Annotated in this window: 16 protein-coding genes; 9 read left to right on the top strand and 7 right to left on the bottom strand. The window is 37.2% G+C overall.

What is annotated here, in order from left to right:
- Positions 1–22: 22 nt before the first annotated feature.
- The 6 genes from M0D58_RS01000 (at position 23) to M0D58_RS01025 (ending at position 8,435) form a co-directional block, all read left to right on the top strand.
- Entirely contained in the window at positions 23–3,325 is a 3,303-nt protein-coding gene (locus M0D58_RS01000; RefSeq protein ID WP_248392840.1) for a TonB-dependent receptor, read from the top strand.
- Between the two features lie 289 nt (positions 3,326–3,614).
- Positions 3,615–4,916: a hypothetical protein gene (locus M0D58_RS01005; RefSeq protein WP_248392841.1), complete on the top strand. Its 1,302-nt coding sequence runs from the start codon at positions 3,615–3,617 to the stop codon at positions 4,914–4,916.
- Positions 4,917–4,984: 68 nt separating this feature from the next.
- A complete protein-coding gene (locus M0D58_RS01010) occupies positions 4,985–5,914 on the top strand; it encodes a T9SS type A sorting domain-containing protein (protein ID WP_248392842.1) in 930 nt (309 codons plus the stop codon).
- A gap of 134 nt (positions 5,915–6,048) precedes the next feature.
- Positions 6,049–6,789, top strand: a complete 741-nt coding sequence (locus tag M0D58_RS01015) for a hypothetical protein (protein WP_248392844.1) — start codon at positions 6,049–6,051, stop codon at positions 6,787–6,789.
- A gap of 10 nt (positions 6,790–6,799) precedes the next feature.
- Complete coding sequence (locus M0D58_RS01020; RefSeq protein WP_248392847.1) at positions 6,800–8,161, top strand: S41 family peptidase; 1,362 nt, start codon at positions 6,800–6,802, stop codon at positions 8,159–8,161.
- Positions 8,162–8,168: 7 nt separating this feature from the next.
- Entirely contained in the window at positions 8,169–8,435 is a 267-nt protein-coding gene (locus tag M0D58_RS01025) for a hypothetical protein (protein ID WP_248392854.1), read from the top strand.
- A 60-nt stretch (positions 8,436–8,495) separates the two neighbouring features.
- Here the strand turns inward: M0D58_RS01025 and M0D58_RS01030 are convergent, their stop codons facing one another.
- The 7 genes from M0D58_RS01030 to M0D58_RS01060 all read right to left on the bottom strand — a co-directional run bounded on the left by M0D58_RS01030 (position 8,496) and on the right by M0D58_RS01060 (position 15,486).
- Positions 8,496–10,259: an FAD/NAD(P)-binding protein gene (locus M0D58_RS01030; protein ID WP_248392856.1), complete on the bottom strand. Its 1,764-nt coding sequence runs from the start codon at positions 10,257–10,259 to the stop codon at positions 8,496–8,498.
- Positions 10,260–10,391: 132 nt separating this feature from the next.
- Entirely contained in the window at positions 10,392–11,522 is a 1,131-nt protein-coding gene (locus M0D58_RS01035; protein ID WP_248392857.1) for a serine hydrolase domain-containing protein, read from the bottom strand.
- A gap of 170 nt (positions 11,523–11,692) precedes the next feature.
- Positions 11,693–11,974, bottom strand: a complete 282-nt coding sequence (locus M0D58_RS01040) for a hypothetical protein (protein WP_248392858.1) — start codon at positions 11,972–11,974, stop codon at positions 11,693–11,695.
- A gap of 107 nt (positions 11,975–12,081) precedes the next feature.
- Positions 12,082–12,963 carry a helix-turn-helix domain-containing protein gene (locus M0D58_RS01045; protein WP_248392859.1) on the bottom strand — a complete coding sequence of 294 codons (882 nt, stop codon included), beginning with the start codon at positions 12,961–12,963 and terminating at the stop codon, positions 12,082–12,084.
- Positions 12,964–13,008: 45 nt separating this feature from the next.
- Positions 13,009–14,121, bottom strand: a complete 1,113-nt coding sequence (locus tag M0D58_RS01050; RefSeq protein WP_248392860.1) for an alanine racemase — start codon at positions 14,119–14,121, stop codon at positions 13,009–13,011.
- Between the two features lies 1 nt (position 14,122).
- On the bottom strand, positions 14,123–14,569 hold the full coding sequence (locus M0D58_RS01055) for a GNAT family N-acetyltransferase (protein ID WP_248392861.1): 447 nt from the start codon (positions 14,567–14,569) through the stop codon (positions 14,123–14,125).
- Between the two features lie 8 nt (positions 14,570–14,577).
- On the bottom strand, positions 14,578–15,486 hold the full coding sequence (locus M0D58_RS01060; protein ID WP_248392862.1) for a universal stress protein: 909 nt from the start codon (positions 15,484–15,486) through the stop codon (positions 14,578–14,580).
- A gap of 567 nt (positions 15,487–16,053) precedes the next feature.
- On the opposite strand from M0D58_RS01060, the gene M0D58_RS01065 reads away from it, so the two are divergent.
- The 3 genes from M0D58_RS01065 to M0D58_RS01075 are packed head-to-tail and all read left to right on the top strand — an operon-like array spanning position 16,054 to position 17,054.
- A complete protein-coding gene (locus M0D58_RS01065; RefSeq protein WP_248392863.1) occupies positions 16,054–16,338 on the top strand; it encodes a hypothetical protein in 285 nt (94 codons plus the stop codon).
- Positions 16,241–16,804 (top strand): hypothetical protein, encoded by a 564-nt coding sequence (locus M0D58_RS01070; RefSeq protein ID WP_248392864.1) that lies wholly within the window; start codon positions 16,241–16,243, stop codon positions 16,802–16,804. Before M0D58_RS01065 ends, M0D58_RS01070 begins: the two co-directional genes overlap by 98 nt.
- Positions 16,797–17,054 (top strand): hypothetical protein, encoded by a 258-nt coding sequence (locus M0D58_RS01075; RefSeq protein ID WP_072883220.1) that lies wholly within the window; start codon positions 16,797–16,799, stop codon positions 17,052–17,054. Before M0D58_RS01070 ends, M0D58_RS01075 begins: the two co-directional genes overlap by 8 nt.
- The last annotated feature ends 1 nt before the right edge of the window (position 17,055 follow it).

The raw sequence follows: 17,055 nt of genomic DNA on the forward strand, positions 1-17,055 counted from the left end.
TATAATAAAGTAAACACTAGAAATGAAAAGTTTGAAATGTAGTTTTACCATTGCGGCCATATTTTTTTCGATAGCGGCAGAGGCGCAGGAATTGTCACAGAAAGTGTCGTTTACGGCTCCGGCAGGAAGGTCTTTGATCGAAGTGCTGGAAGAATTTGCAGGTAAAACAGGAATGAGATTGGCTTATTCAAAGACAGATATTAAAGATGTAAAAATAAAAAAAATACAGTGTGAAAATATTCCTGTTCATCGATGTCTGGACGATTTAACCACCGGGCTTCCTGTAGTATATCGGCTTCGTGGAGATCTTATTTCGGTTAAATATAATGCATCTGAAGTTTCCGTATCGGGAAACGGAAGAATATCCGGAAAAATAGTGGATGAAGTCGGGAATCCGGTTGCAGGTGCAGAAGTCAGTATTGCAGGCAGAAAAACCGTAACTGATAACAACGGAGATTTTGTGATAGAACTTCCCTCAGGAATCTATACGTTAACGGTAAAGTCTCCCAAATACAACTCTTTACGTGTAGAAAAACTGCAGGTAAAAGATAATACAATCAATACCGTTTCTTTTGCCATGCGGTCGGTTTCGGATAAAGTTTCAGATATAAAAGAAGTGGTGATCACGGCGACAAAAAAAGCAGATACACAGGCCGGATTATTAACGCAGCAAAAAAAAGCTGCTCAGATGAGTGATGGAATCTCGGCAGAACAGATTTCAAAAACACCGGATAATGATTTGGGTGCAACTCTGAAAAGAGTAACGGGCGTCACTACTATCGATAATAAATATGTGGTAGTACGATCCATGGGTGAGCGCTGGAATACCGCTGCGATGGATGGAATCAACCTTCCAAGTACGGAAGCCTATAACCAGAATTTTTCCTTTGATATTATTCCGAATTCTATGGTGGAAAGTGTTGTGATCAGTAAAACCGCAACACCCGATATGAATGCAAGTTTTGCCGGAGGATTTGTAGAAGTAAAAACAAAGGACATTCCTAATGAAAATTTTACAACTGTGACATTGGGAACTTCTTATAATGATATCGCAACTTTTAAAGAATTTCTTACCCGGAAAAGAGGGAAATATGATTACTTCGGCTATGACGATGGAACAAGAGATTTTCCTCTGGACCTTGTGTACACAGATTGGAATAATCCGTTGTTTTTTGAACAGTCAAAGCGTTTTGTTAATGATAATTTTACCAATTATAAGACGAAGGCAGATCTGAATTCCAATATGCAATTAGCATTGGGAAGAAGTTTTAAATTGAAAAATGATAATAAATGGGGACTTGCCGGCGCACTGACTATTCGGAACGAACAAAATAAACTAGATATAGATCACACTGGAAGGGGAGGATGGCTGGATAATGCAGGACTTATCAACAACTGGCAGGAATTGGGAGTGGCACCAGTGAAGTTTTTTAATTTTAAAAATAAAGGAGCGTCTTACAGTTACAATTCCACCATCGGAGCAATGCTGAATTTCGGATTGCAGCTGGGAAAGAACAGGCTGTCCTTCCGTAACTCATATACGCATATTTACGATCAGACCCTTACAAGAATTACGGGATGGAACGAGTATACCGGCGGTACCGGCCAGCCGGCAATGGCAGAAGGTTCATACAATTATTTTTATAATGGGATCATCCCTGATAACGATCCTTCTCAGCTTGCTGCCCTGGATCGTCCTTATACGGATAATACGGATTATCCTGTTTATCAGACCTTATTGCAGAATAAGCTGGAGGGAAACCACAAGATAAAAGAGGTGGAAATCAACTGGTTTGCTGCAAGAACAGGTGTAATTTCAGATACTAAAGATTATACACAGTACCAGACTTTTTATGATTTTGTGGGAAGTGAAATTTTAACCTACCATCAGATTTATAATTCAGGGAATAATTTTTCAAGAGGATATATCGGAAATAAAGAAACCGATTATAATTTCGGAGCTTCGGCAAAATGGAACATGAATGCCGGAAACTTTAAGACCGATATCAAAATAGGGTACGCCGGTGCTCTGAAAAGCAATACCAACGAGCAGCAGAAATTTTTCCTGAAAGTGGATGAAAACCGTGATGTTCCCAATAGTGAAAAAAATTACCTGAAAATGTACGGTCTGCTTTCAGATTGGTTTGATGGTTCACACTATACGCAGGGAGGCATCGGGTGGCAGACCAAACCGCTTTACAAAAGTGATACATATGAAGGAGAGGTAGATCAGCATGCAACCTACATCATGTTTGATAACCGCTGGAAAAACAAATTGAGACTGGTTTGGGGAGTTCGCGCCGAATATTTTAAATATACACTTATCTCTCAGCAGCTGGATGCAGATGATCCTAGAAACGTAACCAAAGGATCTATTGAAGAAAAGCCGTGGCAATGGATGCCTTCTGCCAACTTCACGTACAGCCCTTCCAGTAAAATTAATGTGAGGCTTGCGTATAACAGATCGGTAATCCGGCCACAATTTAATGAAAGAACCGGTCTGCCTTATTTTGATCCTGTTGCCAATGGGTTGATTTACAATACGGAAATGACCTCTTCCGTAATCAATAATTATGATTTCAAATTTGAATGGTTTCCTAATTTGGGCGAAATTATTTCAGCAGGGTTATACTACAAAAATATCGATCGGCCAATAGAACGTGAAGGTTTTATTTCTAATGAAGGAAATCTTTTTTTATACAATGGAAATTCAAAAAATGCAAAACTGAAAGGATTTGAAGTGGAGGTAAAGAAAAGTTTGGGTTTTATACAAGAGAGCTTTTTTCTGCAGCATCTTTTTATTAGCGGAAACTTTACTTATAACACGACGAAGGTAATCGCTTTTAAAGACCGTTACAAAACTGAAGATACCGATGAGACTTATGAAGTGGAACGGCCGCTGTATGGACAGACACCCTATGCTTACAATCTTGGACTTTTATATGACGGAGAGCGCCTTGGAGTGAACTTCCTGTACAATGCCAAAGGAGACCAGTACATCACTGTAGGATATGCTTACATCGGGGAAGAGATCCAGAGGCCTTATGCGGTGGCAGATGCACAGATTTCTTACAAATTGTTAAGGAATAAAAACTTAGAAGTAAAATTTAATGTCAGAAACCTGTTTAACAGGGTAAAAGAATTTTACAACAATTTCAATTCCTATTCAGTCTTTAAAGGATCCGGAACGGATTATCAGACGCAGCGAGAAGCGCTTGAGCTTCTACCCGGGGCTACCGATAAATATGATAAAGATATAGACAGGATATTGTTCAGAGCTTATAACGGAAGAACTTTCGGGTTAAGCGTGAATTATACTTTCTAAATAAATGAATATTCAGTAAAGAGCTCATTGAAATGTTACAGGTCATATCCTGATGATTTGAATCAATATAATACTGATGATGCGCGCCACAGTATTGATTCGGAAAAAGCTGATACCTTCCCGAATATCAGCAATGAAAAATAGGGGACTCTTCATTATAGCTCCTCATGTAATGTTGGGTAAAAATAACCAAATCGCAGAAATACAGAGGCGGGTATTTCTAAATATTTAAAAACATCAGGTCTGGAAAAACTTAGATAAAAGGCTTGATCATTCAAAAACTTTAACAATGAGAAAATTAACTTTAATCGCAGTTACAGCTTTATCTCTTACAGCTTGTCAGCATGAAACTTTAGCAGATGCTACGACACCGTTCGAAATGCAGTCTGCTTCTGCAGAATATTTAACAGCTTCTTCACTTCCTGTTACCACAGTAAGCGGAGCCATTACATCAAATACTACATGGAGCGGAGTTGTTGAGCTTGATGGTATTGTAACTGTAAAAAACGGAGCGGTACTTACCATTCAGCCGGGAACATTTATTAAGGCAAAGCCAACTGCTGCCAATACGGCCACCGGAGTATTGGTAATTTCAAGAGGAAGCAGGCTTGATGCTCAGGGAACTTCTTCTCAGCCAATTGTTTTCACAAGCTACAACTTATTGGATGGTGACGAAAGCACAACCGCTAAGCCTGGAGATTTTGGAGGGGTAATCATGCTGGGAGCTGCACCGACCAACAAACCGACCACTACGGTAATCGAGGGGTTATCCGGAGCAGATTACCAGTACGGAGGCTCTAATGCTTCAGACAACAGCGGAATTCTGAAGTACGCCCGTATCGAATTTGCAGGGTACGATCTTCTTGCTCCTAATTCAGGAAACGAAATCAACGGATTAACTTTAGGAGGAGTTGGAAGCGGTACTACTTTGGATCACATCCAGGTTGCTTACGGTAGAGACGATTCTTTCGAATTCTTCGGAGGTACTGTAAATGCATCAAATCTTATTTCTTTTGCATCGGATGATGATAACTTCGATTTCGATTTCGGATACAGCGGAACAATTGACTGTGCTCTGGCATTGGCAGATCAAAATTCTACGCACAGTCTTAGTGGTTCTAATCCTGATTCTAATGGTATTGAGCTTGATAACGACGGAACTGGTTCTTCTGCTTCACCATTTACGCATCCGGTAATCAACAATCTTACGATTGTAGGAGCGGGTACTTCTTCATTCGGAGCTTTGTATGAAAATGCAATTCACGTGAGAAGAAATGGAAAATTAACATTAAACAATGCTACGGTAACGGGCTATCCTGTTGGGGTACTATTGGAAACGGTAAGCGGTGCTCCTGTGAACCTTTCTGATCTTAATTTTACGAATGTACAGGCTTATGGATATACTTTCAATTTTGCTTCATTAGTAGGATCTACAAAGTCTGCACTTACTGTTTCCGGAGGTACGGCAACCACACTTAACGGAGGTATGCCTCAGCCGTTCTTCAACTCAGGTACTGTTGATCTTGGATCAAGAAACTGCGGAAATTTCTTTGCTTCCTGGACTAAATATGATTTCTCAATCGTAGAATAACTTTCAATGCAGGAAATAGTGGAGATGCTGCTGTTTCCTGCTTTTTTAATCTGATAAATATTTTCATAATGAAAAAAACAATTTTATTTTCTATTCTGCTTCTGCCGCTGATGGCTTATTCTCAGATTCCTGTATGGGTAAATTCTTTTGATACCCCTGATGATCTTCAGGGATGGACGTTTTTTAACGGAAATGGAAACAGCAACCAATGGCAGCAGGGAAATAATATTTACTACAACGGAACGGCTCTTACATATGGTGCTTCAGGGGTTTTAAGATATTCCATTAATCTTGTGCCTACTGGTACAGCTGCCAATTTTTCTACGGAGAATGACTGGATTATTTCGCCTGAAATCGATTTAACAGGAGCTTCAGGAACGATCACTCTTGCAGCCTATATCAGCAGACAGAGAACAACCCATACTATTGTAGGGAGAGATCTTTGGATTTTTACCAGCACCCCTCAGAAACCGGTTCCTACCGTTGCAGATTTCCAGGCAATGACGGTAGACGGAAACGGTAACACCATTACAAGCCCATATACCATTATCGCCGGAAATACGGCGAATCCGTGGCCTTCTACAGATTTAACACAGTCTGCGGAAAGTTTAGTGAACCTTTCAAGCTTTGCTGGAAAGAAAATTTATATCGGTTTCTGGTCAAATAGAATTACTTCAGGACTGAACGTTCAGAATATCAATATTGATGAGATAGGAATTTATGCATCCTCATTTGTTCTTGGGACAAAAGAATCAGCAGCACAAAAAACACTTACGAAAGTAAAGGAAAATCCTGTTTCCGAATTTTTGCAGCTTAAGCTTAATCCGGTATTGAATGAAAATTCGGTTGTGGTAAGCGTTTACAATATGTCAGGACAAAAAGTTTTGATGTCAAAGTATTCAAAAAACATTAATGTTACAGCTTTATCTTCAGGAACATATGTGGCAGAAGTATCCGATGGTAAAATAGCGGAAAGACTGAAGTTTATTAAAAAATAAAAGATTCCTTTACAAGGAAACCATGAAAACTCAAGTAAACATTTTCAATTAGATTTTAAAATTAGGTAATTGCCCGATGCCAGATCGGTTTTGGGCAGTTTTTTTAATGTTGATAATGACCCAATACTAATAAAATGAAAAACTTTTTAGCATTTTTAGCGTTCACCATATTTTTTTCATGCACCGACAACAGCACGTTGGAAACTTATGATAAAGATCAGATTCCTGCCGAAGTTACGGTGAAAGGATTTTCAAAACCGGATATTATTCAGATGAGGCTGAATGGCCAGCCCGTTTCCATCAATGGTGCCACATCTTATACGGATAAAATAGAAACCAAAATCAATTTTGTGCTTGATAACGGGGAAACCGACGAATTGGAAATTTACAACCATCAGACAGGAAGCAAGATTGTTGCATATTCTATTAATTATAATAATGCCAAGGGTTACAAAAATCTGTATTTCTTCAATCTTCCTGGAATTTTCCTGCAGACCTATGCCGTAAAACCACAGGTGAATTTGGGAAAAGTAGGCTTTGAGTTTATCTTTCCCAATCTTGGCGAATTTTCAGGATCTTCCCTTCAGAGTGTGAAAGGTGTCCTAAAAAGAGAAAATGGCGTCGTGCTTGCCGAATTTGACAACATTGGAAGAAGAGATTTTACCAGTGTAAAAATATATAACTATTTCAGTGCTACCGCTCCTGTCTATCTTGAATTGTATAAATCTGGAACTACGGAACCTTACACAGGAACTACTATTATAAAAGCAACCTTAAAACAGGATATTGGAGCCAATATGATTGTTCTTCAGGAAAAAATGGAAAATGGAGTATTGGTCATTAAAGGAGATATTGACCTAGCAGATTATTTATAAATAATTATTTATGAAAGATTTTTTTAAAATTCAGTTTTTGTGGGTAATGATGTTGTCAGCTTTCACGGTTTCTTGTAACCGGACGGATGATGACGCGCCGGACTTCCCGGAAGGAACTACGGAATATACCAACCGCTGGATTCAGGATAGCATGCGCCGGTATTATTATTGGGCAGATCAAATGCCTGCAAAACCGGACTATCATCTTTCTACAAAGGACTTTTTTAAAAGCTTATTATCATCGCAGGACCGCTTTTCTTTCATTGTTAATACTGCTGATCCCAATACATATCCGAAATCTGTACGGAACTTATTCGGTTTCGATTACGCGATCCTGCAGTTGTCAGGAGGTGAAATAGTAACGGTAGTTAAACTGGTTTTAAAAAATTCTCCTGCTTCCAACTCAGGCTTGGAACGTGGAATGGTGATCAAAAAAATAAACGGACAAGCCATCACTGCTTCCAATGCGAAACAATTGACGGAATCCATTTCAAGCAAAACCGTTATTGATCTGACAGTCGGAAACTGGCAGAACGGATCTGTTATTAATGAAAAAAATGTAACGGTATATTACGGTTATTCTCTTGAACAGCCGCTACTCTCCAAAATTTTTGAGCAGAACGGTAAAAAAACCGGTTATCTTTACATGTATGATTTTCCGGATGGAATGACTTCCGCTCTGAACCAGAAGTTCAGTGAATTCAAATCATCAGGGATTCAGGAACTTATTTTAGATCTCCGCTACAATTACGGAGGTTCTGTTTCCTCTGCAGCAGCACTGTGTGCAATGATACCTTCAGGAATTTCAGCGAATTCCAAGTTCATTATCTATAAAGGTAATAAGAACGGTGGTGAACTCAGCAGAACCTTTTCCCAGCAAATGGCCTATGATCCCGGTGCACTATCTTTTGATGCTTTGCATGCCCATTCCTTAGGCTTAAACAGAGTGTATGTGCTGACTTCGGGAAGTACAGCATCCGCCGCTGAAATTGTAATCAATAATCTTAAGCCGTACATGGAAGTAATTCAGGTAGGAGAGGCTACTTTAGGAAAAGATATGGCCGGATTTATCATTGAGGATAAAAGAAAACCGAAAAAAATTACATGGCAGCTTCATCCTGTTATTTATAAAGTGTTCAATGCCAATGAAGAGGGTGGTTATATCAACGGTATAAGTCCGCAATTTGCTGTCAATGAATTTAATAATTTACCGTTAATGCCTTTAGGCGATCCTGCTGAAGCTTTACTTTCATCTGTTCTGAATAAAATCTATTCTAAGCAGGGAAATACGAATGCTGATGAAAATGAAATTAAAGTTTTATTTCAGAGTGACAGTCCGGCAGCGGGATTTTCAGGGTTAAATTTTAAATAAACAAAAAATGCAGGGAATAGAGCCGAAAATCCATACCAGTCTCATCGAAAGAATGAAATATTATTCGGATCTCATCAAGAATTCGAAACATGAATTCTGTATCAATCCGGAAGATGCTCATCAGATGATGATCGAGCTGAATGAGCTGTATGAAGATTATTTAAGCAAGAAAAGAAACTTGGAAAAGAGTATAAAAAAATACCGGGAGTTCTATCAGGGACAACAAAAATTATTGACTCCCAGAATACGCCAGTTAAAAAGGACACGGAAATAATACTCATAAAAAGAGCTCACCGTTATGCGAGCTCATTGATTTATCATTAAATATTCTGAATTAAGAAACGATTTGGTCAGCAATTATTCCTGATTTTAAACAGGTTGCCACTCTTTTTCCCGCGGTATCACAAAAATCAAGACCCGAATAATCCGGATTGAGTCCTGCAATGTATGGCACGGTCATAATAAAAAGATTTTGTGTTGCCCTTCCGTAATAATCAAGTGCCTGGAAATAATCGTTGATATTCAGTCCATCCACACGAAGATAATAGTTTTCCGGTTCGATTTTCAGGATTTTTTTATTGCCTTTTTCAAACTGCGTTTTTCCTGTACTTGTATCTTTAAACTTAAGATATCCGGAACTGATTAATCCTTCTTCACGAAGTGTTTTGAAAGGAATATCATTGAATTGTACCGGCTGCTGTCCCACAGCATCAACATACATTCTGTAATGATCTGATTTTGCTTCTCCTGAATGATGATCGGTATAATGATATATTGCACCTTCTTCCTGATGGGGTTCTACATAGCTCTCATCATCTACGCTGACAAGACTGATGAGTCCCTGATTATATAAAGCAATAATTTCCCTGTATGAGGACTGTGGTAATGATGCAATAATCACCGAAATAAGAGGAAGCAGCGTTTTTTTCATCCTGATCATATCTTCTGCCGAAAAATGCTTGGCCGGATAATTAATCGCATAGCTGAATGCCGAAAGTGTTTCTTTCCAAGCGATGGTCTGGTGTCTTTCGATTGATTTTTGTGCTTCGTAATATTCTGCTTTAAAAAGCTCGAAACTGTCCAGTTCCTCACGCAAAGCCAGCATTTTTTCTACAAACTGTTCAATGGTGAGGTCTTTAATTTCATTATAAAATTTTTCATTTTTTTTACGGAGCGGCTGCTTGAAATTGCGTTCAAATACATAATTTAAATCTACAAAACCTCCGTTTTTTTCTTTGTATTCATAAATTTCTTCCTGAGACATAATCCACCCCTCTGAAAAAGCACTTCCCTCAGAATGAAATCGAAGCGCAGGAAGATACCCTCTTTTTGAAAATAAGGTAAGGGAAAAATTACTGCTGTTTTCATGTAAAGTATAGATCATCTCATTATCTTTTTCACTAAATGTTCCGTTAAGTCTCGCAAGTGTTTTAATAGCATCAACCGCTGTGAGAGAAGTTCCGCGTATGGCAATCGGGTAATTGGTTGGCGAAGAAAATTTTGACGGCGGATAAGGAGAATCGTACCATCCGTTTTTATTTCCTTCAAATTTTTTAGGCCAGTGATGTCCGGTACAGATAATTGTTGCCGAGCACTCATAGATATCATCCCCACCTGTAATAATTTCAAAAAGATGATCTTTTTTGCGGATATCAATAACTGTCGTTTCGGTGAACACTTTTACTGTAACACCTTTTTTTCTGGCAGTATTCAGAAGTATTTTGAATTGTTCTTCCAGATAATCGCCTAATATTAACCTCGGGATCACTTTATATTCATTGATATCGCGATAATCTGAGAAATCAGGATGATGCGGATAAGGCTTTCTTTGGATAAATGATGAAAAAGTTTCGGGAAGCTCAGGAAGTTCATTGGCAGAAACGTTAGCTACATGTTCTTTGGCTGCACCTTCTTGGCTGTAAGGCATTCCTGCGCCTATTCTCGTGTTTTTTTCAAAAATATATAATGTCTGGGGATATATATTTTCGGAGATCAGATGTTTGACAACAAATAATGCTGCCGGTCCGCCCCCGACAATTCCTATACTGTCGATTTTTTCCATATCTATACTTCTATTTTGCAGTAATTGATGCATCATTGAAAACCGGTTATATAAATTTTTTTGAATCGGTTTATGATTGCAGTCATGATCTTACTCCAAAGCGTATGCCAGTACTTGGGTACCTAATAAAATGTGGTATATATAGAATTAAAAAATGATTCTGATCATCTAGATCATCTTTGAAAATTCTTCGGCGAAAAGTTTTACCTGAAGCGGCCGTTTCTTTTGATCCACTTCCAGTCTGTTGTAAAATCCGGTTTTTACAATAACCATTTGTTTTTCAGGAATCATAATGATAAACTGGCCTAAAAAGCCGTAGAAAAACCGGTATTGTAAAGAATCTTCATCATCTGCCCAGATGGTAAAGCCAAATGCGTCATTTATTTTCGTTGGTGTCAACATTCTTTTGCAGTATTCTTCGCTGATGATTTGTTTTCCTTTCCAGCTTCCATTCTGCATCACCAGCTGACCAATTTTAGCAAAATCTCTTGATCTGGCATGAATGCAGCAGAATGCTTTTTCTACACCTTTTTTATCAATGCTCCATTTTGCGGGAGATTCCATACCCAGAGGTTTCCATATTTTTTCAGAAAGATAGGTGGCAAGATCTTTTTGTGTGGCTTTTCTTAACGCAAGACCAAGAAGCTGTGCAGCAACGCTTTGATATTCATAATGCTGACCCGGCATTTCTTTACATTCAGTTTCAAAAGCCTGTTGGGCAAGATCTTCAACAAAATATTGTTTTGAATTTTCAGAAAAAGGGTGGTGGTATTCTTCCTTCCAGTCCAGTCCGGCCTGCATGGTCATGAGATGGTATAAGGTAATATGCTTACCGTATTTATTGTTTTTATAGGATGGAAAAATTGATGATAGAAACTGGTGTTCCGACTGAAGATAGCCGTCGTCAATGGCACATCCCACCAATAATGAAAGAATACCCTTAGCCATTGAAAAAGAATTCATCAGGGATGAAGAATTGTGGTCTTTCCAATATTTTTCGTGAATGATTTCGTTATTTCGGATAACAATAAGGGATGAGGCTCTTGTTTTTTTCAGCTCTTTAAGAATAGTTTCCGGAATTGTAGCAGAGTTGTACGATATTGATTTTTGCCAGGGCTCGGGATTTTTATTCGGAATGCTTCTGGATGAAAACTTTTCTGCATCATCGCTTGATGGTGTTATCGGACCTTTTTTGATATTCAGGGCAAACACTTTAAATATAAAATGGTAACCTGAAAGACAGATTACAGCAATAAATGCTGATATTACGGCGATGAATACAGACAGAAATTTTTTCATATTGATTTCAGATGAAGTCGGTTCAGATTGCTGTAATTATAGCGGATATCCTGATGATCCGGTTTTACAATTACAACACATCTGCTGATTTCATTCAAAGGCTGTGCCGACAATATTTTGGAATCTGAATATGATGTTTAAGAATTATTCAATATAGAAATTATAAAAAATCAGTCTTTTATAATTTTATCCACATGCGATTTAGCATATTGGAGTGCTTCTTCCGCATCCTGAAATAGAATTTTCATGGAGATCTGAAAACCGTTCATCATAAAATAAGTAACCTTACTTTCCGTATCAAAGCTTAAAAAGGTAACATGATCAGCGTTGATAATTAAAGGACCACCGGAAACTTTTGCACCGTCAATCGAGTTGGGTCTGCTTACTCCTATAATGCTTGAAGCTTTAATATAAATCAATCCTTCCTTCGTTGTTTTTATGGTATAAGACACCTTTATTTTTTTGCTAATGTATTAAAACATTGGAGAAAAAATAATAATTGTGGTATGTAAAGCACGTTGATGAAATTGTAATGATTTATGATTACAATGTTAAAATTTCAGGATTTTTGAATTTTATTTTCTGTACGAAAGATTTTGGGAGATTTGTTGGTGGCAGACTTAAAATATTTTCCGAAATGTGAATTGTCGCTAAAACCGAGTTCGTAAGAAATTTCAGTAACGGATAGATGGGTGTGGAGCAACAGCCTTTCTGCTTCCAGAATTACCCTGTTTTTTATAAGCTGTCCTGCACTTAGGGCAAGATGTTGCTTAATAAGCATGTTTAAATAATTAGGACTAAGATTTAATTTTTCTGCATAGGGAGCAGTTGTTTTCAGTTCTTTATAAAACTGATTGACAAGCTCTGAAAACCTGGCAACAATTTCTTTTTTATGATCGGCAGGCAGGCTGTATTCTTTTATTATTTTAGAAGCTCTTATGTATCTTAATATGAATATCTTAAGCTGCATACAGATCATTTCTTTTGCAAACATCCGGTTTCTGCCGTATTCTTTTCTGATGATATAAAATTGCTGCCAGAACTCCGCTACAGATGATGCACCAAGATCTATCATCTGTGGCATTTCCGCCATTGCGGTGTCGCTTCTGATGAGCTTATTGCCGGTATAAACATGATTGTAAAAGGATTTTGTAAATAATATCACATAGCCTTCGGGAACCCATGAAGGATTAAAATAATATACCTGATTGTAATTAAGGAAGAGGAGACTGTCTTTTTTCAATTCATACAAATGATCATCAATGATTACCGAACCTTTTGCTTCTTTAAACAAAAAAATAGAATAAAAACGGTTTCGCCAATGTTTATTAACGTTCATTTTATCAAATAACAAAGCAACAGGGAGAATCAGTACTTCATTTTTCAGATAATGTACTTTCTCCAGATGATACAGTTGCAGTGTTTTGATATCCTGTTTCACAATATATGCTTTTCCTTTATTGATTTAATACCGAAAATTTAAAAATTAAACTTCTGCCTTTTCGGATTTTTTCTTCATTTTTAATGAATTGACTACCTTCTTGTCTACATAATCTGAATTCATAGCACGCAGTACAGCGAGATAGCTTACTCCGAAATTGATTTCGTCGCCAACTTTTAAATCTTTTTTATCATCGGTGATATTCAGAATCATCATGTCTGAGCTTGCTCCCAACACTTCAATCCCTTCAGAGAGAGGATATACCTGCTTCACATCAATATCAAGAACGCCAAGATCTACAATGGCCCTTACAGAAGTCTTATCTCTGTCTTTTTCATCGTATTCCGGACTTTCACCGGTAAGATTTTTTCCCACTCTTCCGGTAGGAACCATGGGTTTTTCAATCATTTCAATTACTTCCGCCGTCAGGGTAAAAACATCCTTGTGCATTCCTTTAATGTAAGTATCATTAAAGACATCGGTTCCGAAGAAAAGACTTTCTCCAACCCGGAAATGATTGATTCCGTCCGGAACTTTGCCCTTGCTGATCAAAGGAATCGTTACGGATGAACCTGCACTGATGTATGGAATTTTCTTTTTAAAAATCTTCTCAGTGTTTCTTCTGTAATTGACAAGACGATTGAGTTTTTCCCGGTCCGGAAGAATGCCGTTAAGACATTTGAGATTGGTTCCGATTCCTGAAACTTCAATATTGGGAAACTTTAAAACTTCCGCATAAAAATCAGGAAGAGAATCTGCCATAATACCTTCCCGAAGCTCACCCATCTCTATCATAATGACGATACGGTGAATTTTGTCTTGTTTGAAAGCTTCTTCTGAAAGTGCTTTTATGGTTTCAATTTCTGAATTGAAACTTACATCTGCATATTTTACAATACTTGCTGCAAGACGTTTTGCCGGAGGTTTTATGTAAACAGTTTTGGTTTCAGGGGAAAGTTCCTTGATTTTTTTCAGATTGCTGAGACGCGAATCACAGATATCCGTATCTATTACTGAAAGAAGACTCTTCAGGAAGATTTCGTTTCCGCAGAGAAGTTTGGCAACAACTGCCCATTCTATTTCATGCCTGTCAAAAAGATGATTTAAAAAATCATAATTCTGCGCAAGCTTTTCTGTATTTAGAGTGATATAAGACATATTATTTTTTTAATCGCATTTCAAGATATTTGCTTTTGAATCCAAGTTTTTCATAAAGGTTACGGGCAGGATTTTCGCTTTCACAGTGAAGAGCGATATCTCCATCTGTGGTTTCAATAACTTTCTGCATGATATTTTTTCCAATTCCCAGTCCTCTGGATTCTTTGTCTGTAGCAATGTAAACCAGAATATTTTCAGGAATGTAACCGCTCATTCCGGTTTTGTTGACAACACAGACTCCCTTCAGTTTTCCGGTCTGCTGATCCACCGCTGTGACAATTGTTCCGCCGGGTTTATTTTCAATACCTAAAGCATATTCTATAGCTTTTCTGATATCTTTCTCAGGATCTCCGTACTGGCCGAGGTGCTCGAATAGAAATGCTGTTAATGCTGAAATTTCAGTTTTTTCTGTTAAATTTTTTGGGTTGTATATATTAATTGTTATCATCTTTATTATTATCCCGGAAAAGGTAGTGTAATGTCGTAACCCGCCGGTTCCGGATCCTGGGCAGGCATGTCATCATCTTTAAAAAACAACAACGGAACGGATGTGTTATTAATGATCTGCTTGAAAAAATTCTCAGAAAAGAATGATTTCCAGCTTTCTTCATCCTGATAATTCAGAATAATAAGATCAAATTCGGCATCTTTAGAAGCTTTGGATATTTCCACGGCTTTATCATTGCTCACAGTAAATGAAGTATAATGTTCCGTAGCACTTCCTTTCAGAGATTCCCGTATATTTATAAAAGCTTTTCGGATGCTGGTAAAATTTTCATCTCCCGAAATTCCGAAAAGACTGATAAAACCTTTATTCTTTTCGGCTATAAGTTTTGAGATTTCCATTTTTTCTTTAAGTTTTTCAAGAACACGTACAGGAACCAGGATTCTCTCAAATTTGAATTGTCTGGAATCTTCCGGCATCATCAGAACCGAACAGTTTACTCCTTTAAGAATCTGATAAGAAGACGACCCAAGGATAAGCTCCCGCAATCCCTGTTTTCCGGATGTCCCAGTAATGACAATGTCTACAGATTCTTCCTCAACAATATTATTGATGCTGTTGGTAATGGTCTCTGTCCCGATTCTTTTTAAAAAGGTAATGTCGTTATAGTTTTGCTGCAGAGAATTTTTAATCATTTCGAGACTGTTTTCTGCTTCAGCATATTGTTTAGTAACTGTATCTTCACCTACGATCTGCCTGCCTGTCCGGTCAATGATAAAAAAATTCATTACATTATGGAACAGGATGATTCTTGCATTATGTCTTTTTGCCATATGTACGGCAAGAATTGTTGCGCTATCTGTTTTTTGGGTAAAATCAATAGCAACTAAGATTGTTTTTATTTTGGTGTGTTTTTCCATATCAATTGTGATATAAGAGTGCAAAATTACGGCCAAGCATAAGAAAAACATGTCATGATTTATTGTTGTTATGGTATATTTTACTTTTTATATTCGATTACGTCTCATATTGTTTTATCAAATGAAACTATTTGACAATCGTTCTGTGTGGAAAAAAAAGTTCCCTTTTAAATATGGTATGTTAAAAGTGGAGTTATTTTTTTAATTGATTTTTGGATTGTATCAATGAATAAAAGATATTATTTTTAAATTTTTGACTGTCAATAGTTTAAAAATTATTTCAACAGATCCTGTGTTAAATTACTTAGCATTTTATTAGTGGCAGCACTGTTTTAAAACAGGTACATTACTTTGTAATTCAATAAATTTTAAGTTTTATTTTTTCATTTATTTTCTTAAATCTGAATATATTTTACTAAATTTGAATTCAATATGCGGTGATATAATAAAATCCGGAAAAATTATATGAATATTCTTATAGGAAATAAGAAGTAATTATTATATTTTTACTATATCTAAATTTAGAGTTAAAAACTTTATCTTTAGGTGCTAAAAATTATTTTTACTATGAACATAAAACTATTATTATCCGGAATCTTATTATTATCCCTTTTAGCGGCTTGTTCGGATAGGTATGAAGAGGGAGATTCATACCCGAAGACGAGTAAGACTCCAGAAGCTTTTAAAACTGAAAGCAATCAAGGAGATGAAACAGCTAAAAAAACAGATTCAACGAAAACCAAGGTAATTATCGATGCACCACAAGCAATCCCAGCAGACATCTCCGCAGAACAGGCAGGAACTGACACAGGAGAAACAATTGATCCGACAAAACCGGACAGGCCTAAGTAAGCTCATTATTGAGATTACGGCTTCTGTTTTTGTTATTATTTCAGCTATATTGCCATTTCTGAACAATATAGTAGGATACTTCACTGATGTAACGGTGCAGTTGGATAATAACGCAGGTGTAAGAAGTCTTGATCTGGATTCTGCTATTTACTTTTTGTCGATACCGGTTTGTATGATACTGTTGGCGCTGGGCGGATTGTTCAGGGCAAACAGGTTTACTTTTTATGCGGCTTTAATATCGGGGTACTTTCACCTAAGCACTTATGTGAAATTTGTGTTCTTTAACCAGAACAAAATTTCCGCAATTGCGGATGCAGCAATAATTTGCCTGCTGTTGGTGATTATAGTCCTTGTGTTTCTGCTGGATAGATATTACAGAAAAATTTATCTGCTTGATAAATTTAATAACAGTACGCTTGAAAGATTTTCTTCCATATTATTTAAACGTTTAGGAAAAAATGAGTAGTCACAGAGATAGATTAAAGATTCTTGTTGCTCTCTCGGATAAATTATGGGAAGATTATGACAATACGGTAATATCTGAGGAGGAATATATAAGAAAAATGAATTTGGTAAAGAAAGAAATCAATAACGGATTTATAAAAACCCTTGAGGAACTGGAAGTATTTACCAATGAACTGGGGTATATCGTTATGTCTGTACCTACGAAGAGTTTTATTTATGGTTCAGAAAAGATTATCATTAATAAAAACTAAT

The sequence above is a fragment of the Chryseobacterium nepalense genome, assembly GCF_023195755.1.
Taxonomy (GTDB): Bacteria; Bacteroidota; Bacteroidia; order Flavobacteriales; family Weeksellaceae; genus Chryseobacterium; species Chryseobacterium nepalense.